Raw genomic sequence first — 23999 nt, 5'->3', positions numbered from 1 at the left:
ATTACTCCCTGCGCGATACAATCGCGCCCGCTGCAATTTCAATACGTCGTTGACATAACTGTGCAAGACGCTCTTCATGCGTAATCAAAATCAACGTCGTACCTTGCGCGCGATTTAACTCAAATAATAATTCGATAATACGTGCACCGGTTGTTGAATCCAGATTTCCAGTGGGTTCATCTGCAAACAAAATTCGTGGCTCGCTGGCGAAGGCGCGCGCAATTGCTACGCGCTGTTGCTCACCGCCCGATAATTGCTGGGGATAATGCTGCAAGCGCGCCTCCAGCCCGACGCGCTGTAAAAACTCTTTTGCTTTCTGCTGCGCAGCCTTATCGCCGCGCAGCTCCAATGGCAACATGACATTCTCCAACGCAGTCAAACCAGGCAACAGTTGAAACGATTGAAAAATAAAGCCCACATTCTGCGCACGTACCGCCGCCCGTCCCTCTTCATCCAGCTGCGACAAATTAATACCATTTAAAATAACATCGCCACTTGAAGGAACATCCAGCCCGGCAAGTATTCCAAGTAACGTAGATTTACCAGAGCCTGATGCACCGGTAATCGCCAAAGATTCACCCGCATTAACGGACAGGGAAATAGGATGAAGGATAAGTAATTCCCCTTCCTGTGTGGGAACCTGTTTAGTGACGGCATTCGCTTCCACCATCAGAATTGATGAGGGGCCGCCTGATGGAGAGACTTGACTGGTTGCTGAAGCGACCTGACTGGAAAGCACAGACATATTTGATTAACCTGTAGCAAATTGATTAAGACCATTCTATTGGCAGAGGATTTTGTTAACCATGCAAAAATTGCACATTTACGTGTTTTTACTCCTGACCTTTGTCACCAATGTTGTGTTGGCGCAAACAGCCCCCAGTAAAATTTTGATTATGGGGGACAGCTTAAGTGCAGGTTACGGCATCGATATCCAACAAGGCTGGGTTAATTTGCTCGCAGCAGAATTGGAAAAAAGTCACGACATCAAAATGATTAATGCCAGCGTCAGCGGTGAAACCAGTTCGGGTGGTAAAGCACGCTTACCCGCGTTACTTGAAGAGCACAAACCGGACATCGTTGTTCTGGAATTGGGCGGCAATGATGGCTTAAGGGGGCAGCCGCTAAAACTGCTGGAAAATAATTTGCAATCGATGATCGACACCAGTAAAGCCTCTGGAGCAATTGTGATACTCGCTGGAATGCAGATCCCGCCCAATTATGGCTCACGCTATAGCAACCAATTTAAAACTTTATACGTAAGCTTGGCAGAAAAAAATCAGACTGGATTGATTCCTTTTTTACTGGAGGGTATTGGAGGAAGAACTGAACTGATGCAACGCGATGGAATCCACCCTACCGCGGAAGCACAGCCTCTTATTGTGAACAATGTGTTACCTGAAATTAAAAAGGTCTTACAACCCTAAATCCGGTTTATGCACAAGCCGCTCAGTTAAGCGGCTCAAGATACTCTACTAACAACTGCAAATTGGTGTTGCCGCGAAACTCATTAATATCCAACTTGTACGCTACACGCACACGCTGGATATTGGGATTCGGCCAAATACCAGTATCTATATTGAAGGCAATGGCATCGACAAGCTGCTGCCCTTTTGCATCCATCGCAAGCGTCATCTTCAAATGCTTTTCGCCAACTTTACGCTGCTGCAACAGAAAAAACTCACCATCGAATAATGGTTCTGGAAAATGTTGCCCCCAAGGACCGGCGTCACGTAAGTGTGCCGCCAACTGCAATGACAATTCTTGTGTTGCCAATTCGCCATCGCTAACAACCACCGCTTGTAAATCAGTTGCGGTTAACTGGCGGCGCACTTCTTCATCAAACGCTTGCGCAAATGCAGCAAAATTGTCACGCCTTAAACTCATACCAGCAGCCATGGCGTGGCCGCCAAATTTTTGCAGCAAACGGGGGTGTCGCGCCGCTATTGCATCCAGCGCATCACGGATATGAAAACCAGTGACAGAGCGAGCTGAACCTTTGATCTCGCCGTCACCCACATCAGCAAATACAATGGTGGGACGGTGATATTTATCTTTGATACGCGATGCAAGAATACCAATGACTCCCTGATGCCAGGTTTCATCAAAAAGACAAACACCCCAGGGCAGGCTTTCCTCATCTGCCTCTAAAATCTTTTGCAGCATCGTCATCGCTTCTTGCTGCATACCAGTTTCAATTGCTTTGCGATCACGATTTAATTCATCAAGCTGTGCAGCCATTTCGCGCGCAAGGTTTTCACTCTCACACAGCAAGCACTGAATTCCAAGCGACATATCATCCAAGCGCCCTGCTGCATTTAAACGCGGCCCGAGAGCAAAACCAAAATCACTTGCCACTAATTTATGTGTTTGCTTACCTGCAACCTCTAACATCGCTTTGATACCAGGACGACAGCGCCCGGCACGAATACGCTCCAAACCTTGTGCGACCAAAATGCGGTTGTTGTGATCCAACGGCACCACATCAGCAACTGTACCTAATGCAACCAAGTCGAGAAAGCTCGCCATATTAGGCTCGGGAATTCCGTTTTCTTCGAACCAACCGATCTGACGCAATTCGGCACGCAGGGCATTCATCACATAAAAAATCACACCAACACCAGCAAGATTTTTACTGGGAAATTCGCACCCCGGCTGATTGGGATTTACAATGGCATCGGCATCGGGCAACTCAGCTCCGGGTAAATGGTGGTCGGTAACAACAACAGCAATTCCTAATTCGCGAGCGGCATTAACTCCCTCAATACTCGATATACCATTATCGACCGTAACAATAATGTCAGGCTGTTGTGCAGCGGCAACGGCAACAATCTCGGGTGTTAATCCGTAACCATACTCAAACCGGTTAGGCACTAAAAAATCTACACTCGATAGTCCCATCGCACGCAGTGCCAACACTGCCAATGCACTACTGGTCGCACCATCTGCATCGAAGTCACCGACAATCATTATTTTTGCTTGCGCGACAACAGCATCAGCCAACAAGCTCACCGCTTCCGGCAGACCTTTAAAGTGTGGTTTTGCCAAGTGCGCCAATTGATATTCTAATTCACGACCGTGCTGTACACCACGCGCCGAGTAAATCCGCTGCAATAATGGATGAAGCGGCCGATCAAATTGTACGAGCGCAGGTAACTCACGACGAAGAATAGTTTTTTGCATAATGGTATGTAACAGTAAAATTTACAAAAGACACCGGAGTTAATTTATTCTCCGGTAGATATATTTTTCTAAGGTGAAAGAATAAAAAAAGCCGCACTGGAATTACCCAGGCGGCTTTTTAAGTCACCTAAAATTACTTACGCACATTAGCTGCAACGAATTGCTGCACTTTAGCCAAGTCCTGCGGCAACACGGTATAACGCTCTTCGCGCTCAAACAAATCCTTCATATGGTGTGGCAATACAGGGTCAGCACCTTGCCCGGCTTTGCGCACCGCTTCCGGAAACTTTGCCGGATGGGCTGTAGCCAAGACAACCATTGGAATATCCTGGCGACGGCGGGTTTTGCGCGCCGCATCAACACCGATGGCAGTGTGTGGGTCAAGCAAATATTCCGTGCGATCAAATACTTCACGGATCACATCGATAGTGACTTCATCGCTAACGCCATGACTGGTAAATAACTCACGTGCGCGCGCCAAAGCTGACTCTTTCAGGATCATACTACCTGACTTGAAATCCTCCATCAGCTGACGAATAGCAGAACCATCGCGATCATATAAATCGAACAACATACGCTCAAAGTTGCTCGATACCATAATATCCATACTCGGCGACAAGGTATGCTGCAATTGGTGCTTGCTATGGTCATTACTGCTAATGCAGCGGTGCAAAATATCATTGCTATTTGTTGCAATTACTAATTGGTCAACAGGCAAGCCCATTTTCTTAGCAAGATAGCCCGCAAAAATATCACCAAAATTGCCCGTAGGAACAGAAAATGCGATTGGACGATGCGGTGCACCCAGTGCCAAACCAGCGTAAAAATAATAAACAATCTGCGCCATGATACGCGCCCAGTTGATCGAGTTTACAGCGACCAATTGACGGCCCTCAGGCAAGAAAGATTGATCACCAAAGCTGGCCTTCACCATATTTTGGCAATCATCAAAATTACCTTCGAGTGCGATATTAAATACATTCGGCGCGAGCACCGTTGTCATTTGACGACGCTGAACATTCGATACGCGATTGTTCGGGTGCATGATAAAAATATCGATGTTATCGCAGCGGCGGCAACCTTCAATCGCTGCAGAGCCTGTATCACCAGAGGTTGCCCCCATTACTACCACTTTTTGATTGCGCTTTTTCAATAAATGATCAAGCAAGTGCCCAAGAAATTGCAGCGCAAAATCTTTGAACGCGAGCGTTGGCCCCTGAAATAACTCAAGTATCCATTCGTTATGCGCAGTTTGCACCAGCGGCGCAATTGCATCATGGCGGAATGTTGAATAAGCATCTGTAATAATTTTTTTGAAATCGTCGTCGCTGATTGCACCCGCAACAAAGGGTTTCATCACATTGAATGCAAGCTCTTGATATGACAATCCTGCCCAAGATGCGATTTCTTCTTTAGAGAAGCTCGGCAGGGTTTCAGGCACGTATAAACCACCATCGGGAGCAAGCCCCGTGAGTACGACCTCTTCAAAACTCAGTGCAGGCGCTTGGCCACGAGTACTTATGTATTTCACAGTAATTAACCTTTAAAAAAATGATCGTTGCACACTTACTGCTCGTGCACTTATTTCAGCATTTCAACACGAATGCGTTGCACAGAACCGGTTACTGAATCCAAAGCTTCAATACTACGGATTGCGGCAATCAGTTTTTTGTCCTGGACTTTATTAGTCAACAAAATCAACGGAACAGTCGCTTCACCTTCTTTTGCCTCTTTCTGGATCATTGCTTCGATACTGATCCCCGAATCACTCAAGATGGTGGCAATTTTGGAAAGAACACCAGGCTTGTCTTGCGCTGACATACGCAGATAATTCGCAGTCTCCACCTCTTCAATAGGTAGAATGGATTGCGCAGAAACAAAATCAGCACCAAACCCTAAGTAAGGAACACGATGCTCGGGCGCTGCAGTTAACGTACGTGCCACATCAACAATATCACTTATGATTGACGAGCCGGTCGGTTCAGCGCCTGCACCTGCACCGTAGTACATAGTCGCACCTACGGCATCACCTTTTACCAAAACCGCATTCATCACACCGTCAACATTGGCTATTAAACGTTTCTCGGGGATGAGTGTTGGATGAACACGCAACTCGATGCCTTTTTCGGTACGACGCGCAATCCCCAAATTCTTGATGCGATAACCCAGCTCTTCTGCGTAGGTCACATCTTCTGTGGCAATTTTGGTAATCCCCTCAGTAAAAACTTTGTTGATCTCAAGCGGGATACCAAACGCCAATGACGCAAGAATTACCAGCTTGTGTGCAGCATCGATACCTTCAACATCAAATGTTGGGTCAGCTTCGGCGTACCCCAATGCTTGGGCTTCTGCCAGAACATCTTCAAATGAACGCCCTTTATCGCGCATTTCTGTGAGGATGAAGTTACCGGTACCATTGATAATACCTGCCAGCCACTCAATTTTATTGGCCGCCAAACCCTCGCGAATCGCTTTAATGATGGGGATACCACCAGCAACCGCAGCTTCAAATGCAACTGTCACACCCTTCGCTTTTGCTGCTGCAAAAATTTCATTACCGTGATGAGCAATGAGCGCCTTATTGGCCGTGATAATGTGCTTGCCGTTTTCGATGGCTTTGAGAATCAAATCCTTGGCAACTGTAGTGCCACCCATCACTTCAACCAACACATCTACTTCAGGATTGTTGGCAACATCAAATACATTGCGAGTAACCTTGTATATTGAGGTATCGCAGTTGAGATTATCGCGGCGAGCACCAATTTGCACGATAGTAATATCGCATCCGGCACGGGCATCAATCAGCGCCTTATTGCGCGTGAGAATATTAACTGTACCGCTGCCCACGGTGCCCAGACCGCAGATACCAATTCTTACCGGATTCAAGGTGGATTCCTCGTCAAATGCTAGTGAAATTTACGCCAATACTAAAAAAGACGGCCACCATACTCATGGTGGCCGTCAGTGTCAATTGCGCTTTAGGGATGCTATCCGATATCAAAAAGCACCACTGAAAATAGTCTTGTAAATCAAATACCCAGGTTTTTTGCCAGATCCTCTGGAGGCATATAACCAGGTACCAATTTACCGTCCGGTAAGAACAATGCCGGAGTTCCGCTCACCCCCAATTGGCCACCCAACTGGAACTGAGCTGCTACTGGATTTTCACAGGTAGCGCTTGGAACAGACTGATCAGATTTAAGTTTGGTCATTGCATCCTGCTTGTCCTTTGCACACCAAGTCGAAATCAGTTTATCGGCCGATGGACTGGGGATACCCGCACGTGGATAAGCGAGATAACGGATTTCAATACCCAAGTCGTTATAGCCCGGCTTGGTTTGCCCACCTTCTTCATAGGCATGCATTTGGCTGTGTAACTTACGGCAGTAGCCGCAATCTATATCAGTAAAAACGTAGACAACCGCTTTGGTTTTACCTTTTGGCTTAAAATTAATACTGCTTTTTCCATCCAGAGAGGCGAGCGCTTTTTTACGCTCCTCAACCACATACGGATCTTCAATTTTAGAAAACCCGGTAGCATCAATACCAAAAACCTCACCCGCAATAAATTTGTCTCCCTCGGGAGTGACAAACAGAACAGGACCGCCAGGAACCTGAACCTGATATAAGCCTTTAATCACCGAAGGACGTGGCTGACCAAAATTGATATCAGGGCGGGCTTTGCGCAAGCTTTCCAGGATAGTGTCTTCAACTGATTTACGCTTGAGCAAGTCACCCGATTGTGAAAATGCATGAGGCGCAAGTAAAGAAGCTGCCAATAAAAGTCCTGTAAAGGCGGCAAAACCGGGTGTCTTTAGTTTTTTTATCATGATCTAATCTCTTGCAGGTTGATAAGAAAGTCGCTGACAAACTAGCCACGGGGATGATGCAGTTGATGCTGCTGCTTCATACGCAGATTGGCTACATGGGTGTAAATTTGGGTTGTCGATAAATCACTATGACCGAGCAGTAACTGTACCACACGCAAGTCTGCACCATGATTTAACAAATGTGTCGCAAAGGCATGGCGTAGCGTATGAGGAGACAATTCCTTTTTTATACCTGCCACCACAGCCCAATGCTTAATACGATACCAAAATGTCTGGCGCGTCATAGGCTGACCTCGCTTACTAGGAAATACCACCTCATCCGGCAGATTATTCAGCAATACTGGTCGCGCTTCACGTAGATAGCGTGCAAGCCAAATTGACGCCTCCTCCCCCATTGGAATTAACCTTTCCTTGCTGCCCTTACCCATTACGCGAATGACATTTTGTCGCAAATTAATTTGAGACATGTTTAACTCGACCAATTCTGAAACGCGCAAACCACAAGCATAAAGGACTTCCAACATAGTGCGATCACGCAACCCTAACGCGTCCGACACATCCGGTGCGGCCAGTAAAGTTTCGACATCAAGCTCACTTAAAGATTTCGGCAAGGAGCGCGATAATTTTGGATTTTCAACAAGTGTTACAGGATTTTCAGAAATACGGTTTTCGCGCACTAAATATCGATAAAAACCACGCACACATGAAAGGAAGCGAGCAGAAGTGCGACTGGACAATTTCTGCTGCAGACGAAATTCAAGATACATTTGCAGCAATGCTGCATCTACGGAAATTAGTTTTTGTTTCTGAACCGCAACCCATCCAGCAAACTGCTCCAAATCGCGGCGGTAAGATTCTTGTGTGTTGGCGCTCAAGCCCTTTTCCATCCAAATATTGTCTAGATATTCATTTATTAAAAGAACATCCTCGCCAAGCGGCTCTAACTCTAAACAGGACGGATTTGAGTTCAACATATGAGGAACCAAAAAATAAAGCAAAGACAGATTAATAACACAAAATTGGATATTGATCTCTAGCCTTTAACACTATTGATATCAGCTAAAACGCAAAGACGTTAAATACAAAAAGCCGAAGCGGACAACCACTTCGGCTTTTTAGAGATCGACAAAGCTATCCGCTTTGACTTATACCAGCTTCTCTTTAATACGAGCTGCCTTACCAGTAAGGTCACGCAGATAGTAAAGTTTAGCTTGACGCACATCACCACGACGCTTCAGCACAACGCTGTCGATCATTGGGCTGTGAGTTTGGAAAGTACGCTCAACACCAACACCGTGAGAAATCTTGCGCACAGTGAAAGCAGAGTTCAAACCACGGTTACGAATGGCAATTACAACACCTTCATAAGCCTGCACACGCTCGCGATCGCCTTCTTTTACTTTCACATTTACAACAACAGTGTCGCCTGGTGAAAATTCGGTCACACTTGCTTTCAGTTGTTCGTTTTCCAACGCCTGAATAATTGGATTAGTCATTGATATCTCCTAAGAGTCTATAGCTTCACAGCTAGAGTTTGTCGTATCAAGGTCACGACGATATTCCGTCAACAGCTTCTGCTGCTCCTCGGTTAAATTTATTGCTCGCAATAAATCTGGCCTTTTAAGCCAAGTCCGCCCTAACGCTTGTTTTAAGCGCCAACGCCGAATCAGTTCATGATTACCGGACACCAATACTTCCGGCACACGCATTCCTTCAAAATCTTCTGGACGGGTATAGTGGGGACAATCCAATAAACCATCCGTAAATGAATCCTGTTCTGCCGACAACGCATGCCCGAGAGCACCCGGAATCAGCCGCGTTACCGCATCGATCAGCACCATTGCTGGCAACTCACCGCCGCTTAACACGTAATCACCGATAGACCATTCTTCATCGATGACTGTTTGTATCAATCGCTCGTCGATACCTTCGTAACGACCTGCCACCAAGACTAGATTGCCGCTAGCCGCTAGCTCAACAACACCGGATTGATTCAGTGTTCGCCCTTGGGGTGAAAGGTAGATGACTTTTGCATCATCACCAGCCCATGCTTTGGCTTCAGCTATGGCATCGCGCAATGGCTGCACCATCATCACCATTCCAGGGCCGCCACCGAAGGGGCGGTCATCTACTGTTGAATGACGATCATGGGCAAAATCCCGTGGAGTTATAGTTTTTAACTCCACCAAACCTTGTTTGATTGCACGACTGGTTATCCCAAAACCGGCAATCGCGTTAAACATGTCAGGGAAAATGGAAACAACCGCAATTTTAAGCAATTGACGATCACTCCTCTCGCCTCACAGCGCTTACGCCAAATAAGTTAGCTTTAAACTTTTTATTTTTAAAGCTTAAAACTCGGGATCCCAATCCACCAGCATTTCACCAGCATCGAGATCAACTGACAGTACAAACTGTTCCGGGACATAAGGTATCAAGCGCTCGCGCTTGTCGATACTTTCTGCATCCGCAACAACGACAAGTACGTCGTTTGCACCCGTTTCCATCAATTTGGAAATCACACCAAGGCGTTGACGCTCACCGCCATCGAACTGCGTAAATACAACCAAGCCTTCAAGCTGACTCCAGTAATATTCACCTTCATCCAGCTCAGGCAAGAGTTCGCTATCAACGGCGATATCAGCTGCGGTGTATTGCATTGCCAAATCGCGATCATCAATACCGACAATGTGCGCGACGAATGCATCGCCATGAGGACGCACCTCATCTATCTCAATCTGCTTGACCCCATGCTTGGTCTTTAAAAACCAGGGATGATACTCAAACAAATTTTCTTGTGGCTCGGTGTAAGAGTGAACTTTCACCCACCCTTTCACACCATAAACAGCGGTAATTCGCCCGACATTAACTAAATTGGATTCCGCAGACATCAGGCGCCTTCACTGTTTAAGCAGGCAATTAAGCTGCTTTTTTGCTTTCTTTAACCAGTTGCTCAACGCGCTCAGACAACTGTGCACCTTGACCAACCCAGTGTTGCAGACGGTCAGCATCAACACGCAGACGCTCTTCTTGACCACGAGCAACTGGATTGAAGAAACCGATACGCTCGATGAAACGGCCATTACGGGCGCTGCGGCTGTTGGTTACGGTCAGATGATAGAACGGGCGCTTTTTAGAGCCACCACGTGACAGACGAATAGTTACCATTGAGGTCTTCTTCCTGTATTTACTTATGGGGAAAGCCATCATTTCCAGTTAGAAAATCGACTTTCAGGTTAAAAAATTATGAGTCGCATAATTAGCTATGCGAAAGGCGCGGTATTCTAAGGGAAAGATAACACTTTGTATAGTTAGAAAACTCTTAAACCCAACTATAGCCCCAACTACTGAAAAGAAGGTGGGGCTGTTATTGCCACACTAATCTACGCAGTTAATTGCACATGTCTGAATAACGGTTGACAAACACAAGATCCACCCCCTGTGCAAACCCAGGCAAATCGACACTTTCGCAATCTACCTTAATCAGACTCTCATCTATTAATCTTTCGCCAAAATGATAGATGGTAGAAAAATTACCTTGCAACGCAGCCCGATCATAAGCCATCGCCCGAGCTCGAACATCTTTCCGCTTCTCATCATAATTGGTATAAGCAACAGCCCCGTAACGACGCTTCAACATCGACTCAACCACATGCGGCGCAAACACACTTGCAGTTGCATTATTTCCACCAAACCCTTTGGAGTTAAGGAATGCAACATCTAACGGCTGTTTGCAGGATTGGTCGCGGATAGATATTTGTAGCCGCTCAGCAAAAACATCATTCGCCACTTTATCGATTGTTTTAATACCTGGAATTATTCCGTACTTGAAGATCCCTAAGCTCACGATCAACTGTTCGCCACTGGCTGCCGAAAGCGAGTGCCCAACATATGCTTTGACCGCAGCAACAGGCCAATCAGTGATATTGAAAACCCGCGCAATCCGATCAAATATTTGTGACTCGGTTACCCGATTCTGAGGTGTGCTGGAGCCATGAGCCTGAATCATCGAGCGAAAACGAACCGACTCTTCGCCCAAGATTGCCCGAGCCGATGCAACAGCCTTGGCCATAGTGATGTAGTTACCAGGTCCTGGTGCCGAAATGGACTTTTTGAAACCATCAGCATTGATAAAAACATCACCTACTGCACCATGAGCATCAGCACCTAGCTCGATAACCAAAGCATCATCCATCAATACAACGTATTGGCTAGCCTCAGCCATCGTAAAACCGGCATTTTCACCAAACGGACGACTAGTGCGACGAGGATCAGCCTCCTCAACCCCATCCAGCTTACGCAATTTCTCTTCGCTCGCCAGAGCCCCCATTGTGGCGTAGCCATCAATAATTTCTGCAACAATAGGCGCTTCCGCACATCCGACCACAGCCACGCGACACTTGCCCGATGCAATATCATCAGCCGCCGCTTGCAAGTTGTATAAAAAGGATGCACAAGCACCGGTGATTGCACCTGTTTGCCCTACACTGCCAAGAATATAGGCATTTACGAAGTCAGCAGGCATAGTATTGAGCCCTAGCGGACACTGCTTTGCACTCACGCGGGAGCCTTTCAATCGGGATTGAAGCAATCCACCAAATCCATTGTCATCCATCTGGCTCATCACGTTACTCGCATAGACCCCAACCTGATCAGGCCTAACCGAATCCATCACTTGCTGCCAATCCAAACCTGTCGATTGGATTGCATCGGACGCACCAATAACAGCCAATTGCAACGCACGTGGATGGTAATGAGAATTATAGAGTGAACCGGGATTAAACCCGTGCGGCAGCTGCCCTGCCGACTTCACCGGCAGATCGCGATAACTATCAAACTTGACCTCCAAACCAGAGGGAGCAATCACACGCACACGATCCCCTTCGATTTCCTCCAGCTGCCAATCAGAAGGCACCGGCTCTGGCAGGTCGCGTTTACGCATTTCAAACACGAGGGGAGAGTCGCCCGCCCCTAAGGTAGCCGATTTTTGCCAATGGGCAGCATCCACGTCAAAAAAGCTTTTATCAATTCGGCGGATGAGAGTGCCATCGAGAACCTGGGCACCGAAACGAACCTCGATTTCACCAAGACTGAGAACATTTCCTTCCAAGTCACGATAAGTATCATCAACAAATACCACCAAACCCATCATGACCGCCAAACCCGCCAAGGTTTCCTGACGATCAAGTTCGGGCAAACTTTCAATCACCATACGGCGATAAGCATGGTGACCCGAACTGCGGCCAGCCGCATTAAATCCACCGAATCCCACAATAATTGGCAGGCGCGCAAGAGACATAACTAGCTCCGAAGTGACAACAACACAATGTGACGGAAAGTGTATGTGCAAACCTTTACCGTGTCTCGGTCAAAATGGTCATTTTACATGGTAAATTAGCCAAATCAGGATTCCCCCAAGAGCATGAACCCATGAACACCAACCCCGAGATTCGCATTCATTTTTTGCTGTGCGAGCGAATGCTCGCCACCAGCAGCACGCTCCCCATGGAAATGTTGCTCGCAGCAGAAAGCGCTGTTTATACAATGCTACCGATTGACCAAAGACGGCATCTGAACATCAAGACCATAACCTTGACTGGTGACCCGATTAGCACCCGCACAGGCATTCGTTGGCAACCGGATCAATCTATTGGCGAGCGTCCCGCCAGCGACCTTATTTACATACCAGGGCTCTGGCGCAACCCCCGCCCCATCGTTCAACAACATAACGAAACCCTGCGATGGCTACAGGAACAGTACCAAAACGGCGCAATTATCAGCGCGGTAGGGACAGGCTGTTGCTTCCTGGCAGAGGCAGGATTGCTGGACAACAAAGCAGCGACTACACACTGGCATTACTTTGATCAATTCCAAAAAGATTACCCGCAGGTACAATTAAAACGACAATATTTTATCACCCAGGCCGGCAACCTTTACTGCGCAGCTAGTGTCAATTCACTTGCAGATTTAACTGTTCATTTCATTCAGCGCTTTTTTGGCAAAACAATTGCCAGCCATGTTGAACGACACTTCTCGCACGAAATTCGAAAAGCGTATGAAAGCAGTGGCTTTTTTGAGGCGGGAGAAAATGCCCATCCTGACGAGGAGATTACGCAAATACAAATCTGGCTGCAGGATAATTATTTTCGTGACATTGTATTTCCGCCGATTGCCGAACGGTTCGGCATGAGCGTGCGAACATTCAACCGGCGATTTAAAAATGCATTAGGAAAAACACCGCTGGATTATTTACAGGAAATTCGTATCAACATCGCAAAAGATTTATTAAAAACCAGCAACCTCTCAATCAATGAAATTGCTGATAAAATCGGATACCAAGATACCGCTTATTTCTCAACTTTATTCAAAAGAAAACTAGCGATTACACCCAATGCCTACCGGGAAACTGTCAGGGCAAAATTATTCCGGACATAAAAAAGCCCCGGCATAAATACCAGGGCTTTTTTAATCATCTACCTACATATCAATAAGGCATTAATATTACGCTGCATCAACACTTGAAGGCACACTTGAAGGCACAACGGTCAATTTCTCGGTTGCTTGCACTCCAATTGGAATGGTGCGCGGCTTCATAGATTCAGGAATAACTCGCTGCAGATCAATATGCAACAATCCATTTTCATAATTAGCCGACTTCACCTGAACATGGTCAGCCAGCTGGAAACGCCGTTCAAAACTACGTGCAGCAATTCCCTGATGCAGATAAGTACGTTGTTGCTCATCAGAAGCTTTGTTGGCAGAAACAGTCAAATGGTTTTGATTAACTTCTATCGTTAATTCCGATTGATCAAAGCCTGCTACAGCCATAGTAATTCGATATTTATCCTCGCCAGTCAATTCAATATTGTAAGGGGGATAGCTGGGTTGATTTTGTTCCGCACGGGACAAGTTATCTAACAAATTTGCCATGCGGTCAAAACCGATTGCAGAACGATAAAGGGGAGTGAAATCAAAATTACGCATATCAATATCCTCAAAGTGAGCAATACAAAGTAAGCGACTTATCTATTCGATCAAGCCATTAATTAAATTTCTGAAAAGAGTTGTGATCCTCATTCGAGCAATCACAATAACTAAGTAGGGTCACTAAACAATATTGCAAGAGGACATCCGCATTATTTTTTTAAAATCGCAGAAAATGCTTGATGAAGCTGTGGAAAATCAAACTCAAAACCGAATGACAGCGCGGCAGCTGGCGTAGCTCGCTGGCTCGACAACAACAAAGCATCCGCCATTTCACCGAACAATAAGCGCAGCACAAATTCTGGCATAGGTAACAACGCTGGGCGGCGCAGACAGTCAGCCAGTGCCTTGGTGAACTGAATATTATTTACTGCCTCTGGTGCTACTGCATTAACTGCACCAAAAGCGCGGTCGTTGCGGAGCAAAAAAAGAAATAAGCGCAACACATCCTGCCGATGAATCCAAGGCATGTAATGCTGCCCCGCCCCTAAACGCCCACCAACCCCCAAACGGAATGCGGGCAACATTTGTTTGAGCGCACCGCCATCGCTCTCCAGTACCACACCCAAACGCACGTAACACACTCTTACACTATGCCTTTCAAATTGCTTTGCGGCCAATTCCCAATCAGCACACAATTGTGCGGCGAAATCACCACCCTCTCTTGCAGTTTCATCAATCAATTGATCGTAACAATTACCATAAAAACCAACTGCACTTGCATTTAGCAACACATCAGGAAAGCTCCCGGTACGCTCAAAAAACTGGTACAACCGCTCGGTAAAGGTAATTCGACTTTCTCGAAAAGCTCTTTTGGACGACTCACTCCAACGTCTGGAAGCAAGCGACTCGCCGGCAAAATTGATAACCGCTGAAAAACGGACGTCCAGCGCCTCATCCAATGAACCCAGGATATGCACTGTTTTGCCTAATACCTTTCGGGTCTTTTCTGGGTTCCGCGTCAACACCCAAACGCAGTAGCCATGCTCGGACAAAAATGAACTGAGATGACGACCTATAAATCCTGAGCCGCCTGTGATTAATACATTTTCCGCCACATTCATCTTCACACCCCAACAGTAGTCATTCGCCGTCAATAATCCGAAAAATCTTTCATATGCTAAATGGTTCTTTCTTGTGCATATTTACTGTTTGCTTACAAAAACCGATCAAGAATGAAACATTATTTCCCGGATTCACATCGTTATGCCCAGTAATGCCATAAAGATATATCCAGAGATCAAAATATTATTAATAACCCCCGTCAAAAACTTGATATTTACCAAGGGATAATCAATATAGTTAATAGGGCGAGGGGTTTTGCAAAGCCCGGCAAGACATCCCGGCCCGCTAACATAAACGTTAAGGAGCTTTATGATGAAACCTGCTGTCGACGTTGTATATCGTGATTTGGATTCTTCTGCTGCACTGAACGACATCATTACCAAAAAGCTTGAAAAGCTCAGCCGCTACACCGACCAGATAGTCCATAGCCGCGTTGTTCTGGACACCCCGCATCACCACAAACACAAAGGCAAACAATATCGGGCTTCTATTGAATTGGACATTGTGGGACACCCCGTTGCGATCACCCAAAACGATGAATCCATACACGTGGCCGTACGTGATGCTTTCTCAAGTGCGGAGCGTAAAGTCAAACAACTCGCTGCTCGTCAACGTAGCACCCGCTAGCAAATACATCGCTGAATTTTAAATTGTTGGATTAACCAACTATTTTCATTGTCCTGAAAAGAAAAAACCGGAGTCATTTCTGACTCCGGTTTTCTGTAATCAATAATCACAACTATTCAAAACATATTATTGGGTAATGCCCAATTTTTCTGATTTTTTGCCAATCAAATGATTCAAATTTGACAGGGATTGTATGTGGCTGTAAATCAATTCCAAGCCATCTTTCTTGAACAGATCCAGCGCATCTGCATCGCTGAGCGCTTTCAGCTTTTCACGCTTGACCACAAAAAAGCCGGTCAGGTTCATGTTTGCATCTTCGCGGCCTTTGAAAGTAATGTTGGCCTGCATTGGCTCAAGCAAATCCAGTTCATGCAGACGCTTGCAAAAGACCTTGGTCATTTCAGCGCGGTATTGGTAGTCCTTCAAAAATTCAACAACCTCTTTGAGGTGTGACGATTGATCACCATTCTCTTCAAATAAACGACGACCTTTGCTGCCATCCTTCACAATGGCCTTGCTGTCGGCGTCGATGCAAAGCGCCATAGTGTCATTTGCTTTATCACCACCCAACACAAAAGGGTAACGGCGGATAAATGCAGGAATATAACGGGTAACGAATTGGGATTTTTCATTCAGCATCAAGTTCTCGCCATCCTTAAGCCCCATAATGGCCAAAGGAATGTATTCACCTTCATTTGAAGTTGCAGAGAAGACGATTGGAAACTCGCCAGACGCGAATGGTATCTCTGTCGCTAATACCGGCGCGGAGATCAAATGGGAAACAAATGAGTAATCTTCAACTTGTACCGACCAGTTACGATGGGTATCTGATGACAAAGGTTGAATGTTGTCATAAATCATGAGTTGTTTTGCCACAGGCTATACCTCTATTTATTTTGTCGGACCAAGGTTGAACACAATAGAAACGATTAAGAACGCTAAAAATAGGGGCGCATGGTAGCACTTTCAAGGGCACCTGCCATAAGAATTAGCAGCGGGAAAGCTCATCAGAATAAGGTGCGATATAGCGACCAATAAGGAAAAACAAGATCAGCATTCAACCAACCAGACCTGATTGCCACAGCCCTTAATGAGTAATTTTTGTACAACCATCAGATTGTATTATTAACAATAAATCGTTAATCTGATGTCATATTTTCGGTCAATAGAGCAATCACACCAATGGCAATCCTCGATCGCAACTTCAATCTTTCACAGCGCATGGTACAAGAGCTGGGACGCACAATTATCTGTGGTGAATTTATTGATGACAGCCTGCCAACAGAAGCAGAACTGTGCGATAAGTTCGGTGTTAGCCGCAGCGCGGTGCGCGAAGCAGTAAAGATGTTATCCGCCAAAGGATTAATTACCAGTAAACCGCGCCAAGGCATTCGCATCCAACCTGAAGACCAGTGGAATATTTTTGACCCTGACTTGTTACGCTGGGTATTGGAAAGTAAGCCATCATTACATGTACTGAAAGAATTCTTGCAGGTGCGTATTGCGATCGAACCTGAAGCAGCGGCTCTCGCTGCTCGCTATGCTGATGACGCAAAACTCGCTGCCATTGAAAGCGCGCTTGAGGGCATGCGTAAAGCCGAAGGCAATAGCAAAGAAGATCTGGAAGCAGACATCGCTTTCCACGTTAGTATTCTGTATGCCAGCAACAACCGTTTTTATATCCGTTTGCGCGATTTCATTTCCACCGCGTTGCGAGTGAGCATCAGTCATACCAACCCGATTAAAGGGAACCATGAAGGCGTAGTTGAAGACCACTCCAAAGTATTTAATGCAATCAAAAACCGCAATCCCGAGCGGGCACGCCAAGCAATGCTGGCCCTGATCGATGAAGCATTGAATTTTATTGAAGAGGCAATCGCTGCGGAAAAATAAGCTTTTCCTGTCACCAGCAAAAACAAAACGGCAGCCACTTGGCTGCCGTTTTTTATCCAGAAAAAATTTTATCTACTACAGAAAATAAACAATATTCTTAGCTGCCAGTCAAAACCGGCAGCTAAGCATAACTATTGGACAGGTTTAATCTGGAAACGCTGGCAGTTGGAATTCAACCATTGCCCTTGTGCAAAATTGGTGTGATTCGCAACACCACAATGCGCTAAATCGATAACCAGATTACTCTTACGATTTGCAAACTTAACTGTTCCATCCATTAAAAAGTCCACTTGCCATTGGGTATGATTATCGCCACAAGCAGCCAGTTCTATATTCGCACCCGGTACAATCGATTTATGAGCCACGCTTAAACACATGTTATCGCTAGCGGTAGAGCGTATGTGATAAAAACCATTTTCAGTATGCACAAATACCCAACGCTGGCTTGCACGGTTTTTCCATTCATCCTGCTCAATATTAACGCCTGCTTTTGTCTCGCCAGTGAAACTGATTGCTTTACCGCTTTGCACACTGGTGATGGCAACTTCTTGTAATGGCTGTATACGCCATAAAGCGCATGCCGGTTTTTGCTCAATAAATTGCGGCACATCGTCAACAGATTTTTTCTCACTCACAGGCGCAGGCTCAGTGCAGTCGGAAAATTGCAATGGCTGTTGGGTTTGGGCATTCACCAACCCAAGCCAACCTTGATCATGCGGCACCAACTTCCATTGCTGGCACAATTGGTTATGCCATGGCGCAATAGTTAAATCCGCCGTTTTGTTGGCAGCGTTGCCTGCAGAGCAATGTGCACTCTCCTGCCCCAAAAATTTTCCATCTTTGTTGACCAGACGATAATGGCCATTAGTGGTGTAATCCAGCACCCAGCTGCTGGAGGATTCATTATTACAATCGGCTGGTGCCACTTTTCCATCTGCATCAACTGCCACACATTGATGATTCGCTTTGCTAACTAACTGCACCTGCGTGCCCTGAACTTGTGTTACCAATGGGCCATTTTCACCAGCCGGGGAAACGACCGGTTTTCCTGCGGCAACTGGCTCACCAAAATGTGGGGTACCATCCTCATTCCAGGTAAATTTTTGTGCGCGCAGTGAGCGGGTTGAACTGCAACCTTCTTTTTCGCTCGCATTGCCGTGGTAAATCAACCAGTCTTCAGTACCGTCGGGCGATTTAAAGAAACCATTGTGCCCTGGCCCATAAACACCATTGGCTTTACTGAATACCGGTTCGGGTGATTTTTTCCATGACTCGGGTTTTAATGGATCGCCAGCCAGTTCAATTAAACCCAGTTTGTAATCTGGTGTATTACAAAAACTTGCCGAATACACCATAAATGTACGGCCATTGCGCTTGAGAATTTCTGGCCCTTCATTCACTTTCATGCCGGACTTTTCCCATTCGTGTTCCGGTCTGGAAATCAGGACTCTATCACCCGTAATTGTCCATGGGTTTAGCATCTTCGCAATGAAAATAGATTGTTCGTCTTTTACCCACTCAGACCACAATAAATAAAGTTGTCCGTTGTGTTCTAAATAATTGCCATCGATATTCCAGCTATCAGGCATGGGCGAACCTTTATAAGTATAAGGCCCAAGCGGATCATCGCCTTCGCTTTCAATCACACTCAAATGTTGGCGATCTAAATTTTCTGCGATACCTGATGTGTACATCACATACCAACGATAACCCTTTTCCGTTTTTAACCGATGGAATTCAAACGCCCAGAAATTACAGCAGCGCTCCAATTCACTTTCTGACCAAATATGAATGGGGGTTGCACTTGCCAAACCAGCCAAGGTTGGCGACTTTCGCATCACTAATTGCGATGTCCAGGTGGTAGTGGTTAGATAATAATTGCCTTGAAAATACTCAAGCCAGGGATCAGCACCATTGGGATAAATAGGATTGGTAAACGTATTGGGATCTGCTGCAGTTTTATCAGGCGACATGCCGGGTTCTTTGCTTGTGCAACCAAATACGATAATGGATAGCAACACGCCGGTTAATAATTTTTTCATTGTAATATCTCTCTCACAGGTTACATCTATTTTTAATTCTGTCTTATTCCCACGCTCTACTTGGCAGCGTATATGCCTGACCAATATCAATTTTACTTTGGGAGATGTACTCCCAAGCGGAGCTTGGGAGCGAGCGGCAAAATTTACTTCAATACCATCACAAAACCGGCCTTAGACCGCAGGGTAATTGTGGATGGTGCTTTGCTATGGATTTCTTGTTGTTCAAAACTGCGTTCTGTTTCACCACTACCAATTAAAAGCCCCTTTTTGTCACCAACAAAACCCAAATCCAATGTCAGCGTTTTACTTTCTGCCTCGGCATTAATACCGGCGATATACCAGGTATCACCCGCTTTACGTGCGATCACTGCATATTTCCCGGGGTAGCCATCCACAAACTTTACATCGTCCCACTCGCGTGGCAATTCACGCAGGAAGTCTTTTACGTAATCCGGAGCTGTCGCCATACCTTCGGGAATTTCCGCAAAGTGTTGTATACCTGAAATCATTAATACTGCTTCGGCCAATTCAAATGAATTTTCGGTCACGCGTTTGATATTCGGAATATCGCCAAATGCCATGGGCGTGTAATCCATAGGATCAAACAGGTTGCGTGCAAATAGTGACGTTACGATATGCGGAGGCGCAGTATCCTGATTCTCTTGCGTAAACGTGGTGAATTCAAAACCCTTGATGGACTCCATCGTCATTAAGTTGGGATAAGTGCGCTGCCAACCGCGAGGTAAAGTCGCACCATGAAAATTTACCAGCAACTGGTGTGAAGCAGCGTCTTGTAAAATATCAATGTAATACTGAATGAATGATTGCCCATCGCCACCAAAAAAATCAATTTTCACACCCTTTACACCCATTTTTTGTAAGCGAGAAAATTCTGCAATGCGTTGCTCGTGTGTGATTAAGTGGCTTTTTGGGCTATAAGGTGTTTGATTCCAATCGCCCGATGAGTTGTACCAAACCAAGATGCCAATGTTTTTTTGCGCAGCGTAGTCAACCAATTCTTTTAATTGTTCATAGCCGATTTTTTTATCCCAATCGGCATCAATCAAAGTGTAATCCCACTGCATATCCGCAGCGTAATCAATAAATTTTTTCTGCACATCAAAGGTGGTGAAATCATCTTTTAAAATTGCCCAACTCCAGGAAGAGTGGCCAGGCTTGATAAATTGTTCATCCATCGCAATTGCAGGATGGGCAAGATCAGTACCCAGTGTTGACTCCATTAACTGTGCGAGCGAACCTATCGCAATAATGCGCCAAGGTGATTGCAGGCTAGTCGTTGCATTCGCAAGCAGCGCGCCTTTTTCTCCGGATGCTGAAATAAATACTTCTGCTGGTTGCGGCGGCGCAATCTGGTATTCACCGGTTGCTGCACCCAATTGCAAATGGGAACCGTGCCAACTGCCATCCATACCACTTTCTGAAATCGCCAACCAATGCTCGCCGATATTCAATAACGCTGGAAACACCCAGCCTTGCCCAAGGCTTGCCGCAGTGCCTACAGCAAGATCATTTTGATAGGTTTCTTCATAGGAGGGATTAGTATTGCTCCATCCGGTCTGCGCCACTGACATAGGCTGCAACCAGGCTTTTGTTGTGGGTGCAAATTGAAAGCTAGTTATTTCTTTTACCAATTGTAATTGTGCAGCCGCCGGATCAGTCACCGTATAACGGAACGCAACACCGTCATTAGATACGCGAAAACTGACGGTCAATGTTTGCTGCTGTTGATTTTTAACAACAAAATGTTGTTCGTTAGCACGATAAGTAATGCTGCTTTTTTTACCAACGCGCAACCGGTAATCATCTGCAACCGATGTAATCGGTGAGCGTGATTCTATTATCACTCCTTGGGTAAAATCGGCAGTCGTCAATTGCAAACCCAGATCCGATTCAAGAACAACCGGCTGTGCTGCACGCTCAACGGAATAGGCAAGCGTATTTTGTTCAGTGACAAATACGTTAACCTGCAATTGTTGATCAGGGCTGGTCAGCAATTCAGGCACGGGCTTGCTGCACCCGGCTAGCGCACACAAGCCCAACATAACAAAATAACTGCCTATTTTTTTCATAAATTTTCTCCTTCTGTATTTTTTTGTCGCGGATTAAAAGAGCAAAGCAACTTCCGAGATAGAACCCTGTAAAGAAACAGGGTTTAACATCAGAAGCCGCGTTATGTTTTCAATGCAGATTTATTTCAAGCGCGTTAAACTGAATTGTTGGTTGGTTGCACCGGTTGCATTCCATTGAATAATTTGTGCTCCGTTTGCGGTGCTCAAATTCAACACATCCAACGGCAAATTACTCAGCTGTGATTTAATGGTGTAATAACCACTACTGCTTGTCAGGCTCCATTTTTGCCCTGCCCCACCCCAATAATCCCACTGCGCGATATTTGTGCCGGCTGCAGTAGAGTTGTTGTACACATCCAGACTTTTCAAACTCGCGGCGTTGATCAAACTGTAATAACCAGTGCCTTGGTTAATCACATACCACTGTTGTGCGCGATATGAATTCCAGGTTTCTTGTTGGATCATTGCACCATTTGAATTGGATTTTGCTGCGGGCATTAAATCCTTATTGCTATGACGCGCAGTAAGGCGATACAAACCATCACTCACACCACCACAACTCGCCACCGAAAAACTGCGCGTCAATGTTGGCCAACCGTTGCTGTAAGTCATTTTTAAAATATCGAGTTTTGCATTGCCGCTGTCATTCAAATCGTAATAGTGAGTGGATACATAATTACAACCGTCTTGCTTCAGCACGCCAATATGTCCCGGGCCTTTATATTTGCCATCGGTATTGGGCAGCAGTGTGCGCACATCGGTATAAGGACCATAAATAGATGTGGAGCGCGCAACCTGCACGTAATAAGTACTGCTTGCACCCTTGCAGCAAGCGCCTCGATTGATAAACAAATAGTAGTAATCGCCATTGCGTGAAATGTAAGGCGCTTCGATATCAGCGTGATTGCCGCCGTAAATTTTGGTCACACTGCCATTTAATTTTCCGGTGGATTGATTAATTTCAGCGATACCAATTCCGCCAAAAAATGAACCGTAGCTCATATACACCTTGCCGTTGTGATCGCGGTAAAGCGCAGGGTCAATGGCATTAATTTCAGAACTACCGCCAAACGACTCCACCACTATGCCCAAATCTTGCCAGCCAGGTGACGTAAGCGATGCGGAGCGCGCAACACCGATTGCCGACACTGAAGTTCCAAACGTAGATACCGAGTAATAGAGGTAGTAATAGCCATTCATGTGGATCACATCCGGTGCCCAAAACGAACCGCTAAAACCCGGGATTTTGTTAGAAATCCACGCAGGGTAAGTGCTAAACACCGGGCTTGGTCCGCCCGTCCAGCTAGTCAGATTGGTCGATGTGGAATACCAAATGCCAGTTCCGGTGGTGAAATGAAAATAGGTATTGCCATCTTTAGTAATGGTGCCCGGATCATGGGAATTGATAAGGCCGGAAAGGGTAATCGCCGAGGCGGTAAAACTGCAGAGCAAAAGGCCGAGCCCGGCCAGAAAACGCTTGTACATAGTAGTCACCTGTTCGTTATTGTTAGCAGGGGTTGATTATTATTGTCTTAATATTATAAGACAAATTGAGTTTACCGAGAAAAACCAGGGAAGCCAAGGTGGTAATGGATGTCTTTACATAGGGGGGGATAGAGGCTTGTGCAATATCAAACAGCTTGATTTTTACTCAAAATAGCTCATACGATACCAACAAATACCATAATTCAGTATTTCAGAGGTTCGTATGGCAAAAAATACCAGTATTACGCTAGGTGAACATTTCGATAGTTTTATAAGCTCACAGTTAGAGTCTGGCCGCTATGGCTCAGCCAGTGAAGTAGTTCGAGCAGGTCTTCGTTTACTAGAGGACTCTGAAAATAAACTCCAGGCATTGCGACAAATGCTTATCCAAGGTGAAGAAAGCGGCGTAGCTGAATACAACTACAGCGATTTCCTAAACGAACTGGATGAGCAAAAAAACTAAATGGAATTATTTCAACTGAGTAAGGAAGCCAAATCCGATTTACGTTCAATCGCACAATTCACAGAAAAACGCTGGGGCATAACGCAACGAAATTTATATCTGAAACAACTCGACGATGCATTCAGGTTGCTCGCTGAAAATGCCCACATTGGCACTGAGTGTGAATATATCCGTATTGGCTATAAAAAATTCCCGGTGGGTAGTCATGTTGTTTTTTACAAATACAGTCTTGCAGGCAGCATTTTTATCGTAAGGATTTTGCACAAAGGTATGGATGTTGGGCAGCAGCTTTAGTGGACTGGATGACGTCAACCAAGGCAGTAACGATTAAAACCCC

At 45.7% G+C, this 23999-nt stretch carries 23 protein-coding genes; 6 read left to right on the top strand and 17 right to left on the bottom strand.

Annotated features, from left to right (window positions below; translation table 11 throughout):
* Position 1: 1 nt before the first annotated feature.
* On the bottom strand, positions 2–670 hold the full coding sequence (locus B2739_RS09370; protein WP_331345827.1) for an ABC transporter ATP-binding protein: 669 nt from the start codon (positions 668–670) through the stop codon (positions 2–4).
* 136 nt (positions 671–806) lie between these two features.
* Between B2739_RS09370 and B2739_RS09365 the strand changes: the two genes are divergently transcribed.
* The gene (locus tag B2739_RS09365; protein ID WP_331345598.1) at positions 807–1427 is read left to right on the top strand and encodes an arylesterase; all 621 of its coding nucleotides are present in this window, start codon (positions 807–809) and stop codon (positions 1425–1427) included.
* 22 nt (positions 1428–1449) lie between these two features.
* Here the strand turns inward: B2739_RS09365 and recJ are convergent, their stop codons facing one another.
* The 10 genes from recJ to B2739_RS09315 form a co-directional block, all read right to left on the bottom strand.
* Positions 1450–3183 (bottom strand): single-stranded-DNA-specific exonuclease RecJ, encoded by a 1734-nt coding sequence (recJ, locus tag B2739_RS09360; protein ID WP_331345597.1) that lies wholly within the window; start codon positions 3181–3183, stop codon positions 1450–1452.
* 133 nt (positions 3184–3316) lie between these two features.
* The gene (gene thrC, locus B2739_RS09355) at positions 3317–4714 is read right to left on the bottom strand and encodes a threonine synthase (protein ID WP_331345596.1); all 1398 of its coding nucleotides are present in this window, start codon (positions 4712–4714) and stop codon (positions 3317–3319) included.
* Between the two features lie 50 nt (positions 4715–4764).
* Positions 4765–6069, bottom strand: coding sequence for a homoserine dehydrogenase (locus B2739_RS09350; RefSeq protein ID WP_331345595.1), 1305 nt, complete (start codon positions 6067–6069; stop codon positions 4765–4767).
* 143 nt (positions 6070–6212) lie between these two features.
* The gene (locus B2739_RS09345) at positions 6213–7013 is read right to left on the bottom strand and encodes a DsbC family protein (protein ID WP_331345594.1); all 801 of its coding nucleotides are present in this window, start codon (positions 7011–7013) and stop codon (positions 6213–6215) included.
* Between the two features lie 41 nt (positions 7014–7054).
* Positions 7055–7987 (bottom strand): site-specific tyrosine recombinase XerD, encoded by a 933-nt coding sequence (gene xerD, locus B2739_RS09340; RefSeq protein ID WP_331345593.1) that lies wholly within the window; start codon positions 7985–7987, stop codon positions 7055–7057.
* A gap of 171 nt (positions 7988–8158) precedes the next feature.
* On the bottom strand, positions 8159–8509 hold the full coding sequence (gene rplS, locus B2739_RS09335) for a 50S ribosomal protein L19 (RefSeq protein ID WP_331345592.1): 351 nt from the start codon (positions 8507–8509) through the stop codon (positions 8159–8161).
* A 9-nt stretch (positions 8510–8518) separates the two neighbouring features.
* Positions 8519–9292 carry a tRNA (guanosine(37)-N1)-methyltransferase TrmD gene (gene trmD, locus B2739_RS09330; protein WP_331345591.1) on the bottom strand — a complete coding sequence of 258 codons (774 nt, stop codon included), beginning with the start codon at positions 9290–9292 and terminating at the stop codon, positions 8519–8521.
* Between the two features lie 72 nt (positions 9293–9364).
* Positions 9365–9904 (bottom strand): ribosome maturation factor RimM, encoded by a 540-nt coding sequence (rimM, locus tag B2739_RS09325; protein WP_331345590.1) that lies wholly within the window; start codon positions 9902–9904, stop codon positions 9365–9367.
* 28 nt (positions 9905–9932) lie between these two features.
* Positions 9933–10181, bottom strand: a complete 249-nt coding sequence (rpsP, locus tag B2739_RS09320) for a 30S ribosomal protein S16 (protein WP_133685243.1) — start codon at positions 10179–10181, stop codon at positions 9933–9935.
* Between the two features lie 223 nt (positions 10182–10404).
* Entirely contained in the window at positions 10405–12312 is a 1908-nt protein-coding gene (locus tag B2739_RS09315; protein ID WP_331345589.1) for a beta-ketoacyl synthase, read from the bottom strand.
* Between the two features lie 131 nt (positions 12313–12443).
* Here B2739_RS09315 and B2739_RS09310 point away from each other — a divergent pair, with 131 nt between their 5' ends.
* Positions 12444–13448: a GlxA family transcriptional regulator gene (locus tag B2739_RS09310; protein ID WP_331345588.1), complete on the top strand. Its 1005-nt coding sequence runs from the start codon at positions 12444–12446 to the stop codon at positions 13446–13448.
* Between the two features lie 66 nt (positions 13449–13514).
* Here the strand turns inward: B2739_RS09310 and B2739_RS09305 are convergent, their stop codons facing one another.
* Positions 13515–13997, bottom strand: a complete 483-nt coding sequence (locus B2739_RS09305) for an Hsp20 family protein (RefSeq protein WP_331345587.1) — start codon at positions 13995–13997, stop codon at positions 13515–13517.
* 152 nt (positions 13998–14149) lie between these two features.
* Positions 14150–15061, bottom strand: coding sequence for a TIGR01777 family oxidoreductase (locus B2739_RS09300; protein WP_331345586.1), 912 nt, complete (start codon positions 15059–15061; stop codon positions 14150–14152).
* Between the two features lie 310 nt (positions 15062–15371).
* On the opposite strand from B2739_RS09300, the gene B2739_RS09295 reads away from it, so the two are divergent.
* Complete coding sequence (locus tag B2739_RS09295) at positions 15372–15689, top strand: HPF/RaiA family ribosome-associated protein (RefSeq protein ID WP_414633223.1); 318 nt, start codon at positions 15372–15374, stop codon at positions 15687–15689.
* Positions 15690–15815: 126 nt separating this feature from the next.
* On the opposite strand, the gene B2739_RS09290 is transcribed toward B2739_RS09295, so the two are convergent.
* The gene (locus tag B2739_RS09290; RefSeq protein WP_331345585.1) at positions 15816–16565 is read right to left on the bottom strand and encodes a SapC family protein; all 750 of its coding nucleotides are present in this window, start codon (positions 16563–16565) and stop codon (positions 15816–15818) included.
* Between the two features lie 306 nt (positions 16566–16871).
* Here B2739_RS09290 and B2739_RS09285 point away from each other — a divergent pair, with 306 nt between their 5' ends.
* Positions 16872–17582 (top strand): FadR/GntR family transcriptional regulator, encoded by a 711-nt coding sequence (locus B2739_RS09285; RefSeq protein ID WP_049629219.1) that lies wholly within the window; start codon positions 16872–16874, stop codon positions 17580–17582.
* A 131-nt stretch (positions 17583–17713) separates the two neighbouring features.
* Here the strand turns inward: B2739_RS09285 and B2739_RS09280 are convergent, their stop codons facing one another.
* The 3 genes from B2739_RS09280 to B2739_RS09270 all read right to left on the bottom strand — a co-directional run bounded on the left by B2739_RS09280 (position 17714) and on the right by B2739_RS09270 (position 23199).
* A complete protein-coding gene (locus B2739_RS09280) occupies positions 17714–19624 on the bottom strand; it encodes a family 43 glycosylhydrolase (protein WP_331345584.1) in 1911 nt (636 codons plus the stop codon).
* Between the two features lie 143 nt (positions 19625–19767).
* On the bottom strand, positions 19768–21714 hold the full coding sequence (locus B2739_RS09275; protein ID WP_331345583.1) for a glycoside hydrolase family 97 protein: 1947 nt from the start codon (positions 21712–21714) through the stop codon (positions 19768–19770).
* Between the two features lie 120 nt (positions 21715–21834).
* Positions 21835–23199 (bottom strand): family 43 glycosylhydrolase, encoded by a 1365-nt coding sequence (locus B2739_RS09270; RefSeq protein ID WP_331345582.1) that lies wholly within the window; start codon positions 23197–23199, stop codon positions 21835–21837.
* A gap of 223 nt (positions 23200–23422) precedes the next feature.
* Between B2739_RS09270 and B2739_RS09265 the strand changes: the two genes are divergently transcribed.
* Positions 23423–23662 (top strand): type II toxin-antitoxin system ParD family antitoxin, encoded by a 240-nt coding sequence (locus B2739_RS09265; RefSeq protein WP_331345581.1) that lies wholly within the window; start codon positions 23423–23425, stop codon positions 23660–23662.
* The gene (locus B2739_RS09260; RefSeq protein ID WP_331345580.1) at positions 23663–23956 is read left to right on the top strand and encodes a type II toxin-antitoxin system RelE/ParE family toxin; all 294 of its coding nucleotides are present in this window, start codon (positions 23663–23665) and stop codon (positions 23954–23956) included. It begins immediately after the preceding gene.
* Positions 23957–23999 lie beyond the last annotated feature (43 nt).

It is taken from the genome of Cellvibrio sp. UBA7661 (assembly GCA_002483365.1).
GTDB lineage: Bacteria > Pseudomonadota > Gammaproteobacteria > Pseudomonadales > Cellvibrionaceae > Cellvibrio.
This window is presented reverse-complemented; position numbering and strand designations above follow the sequence as displayed.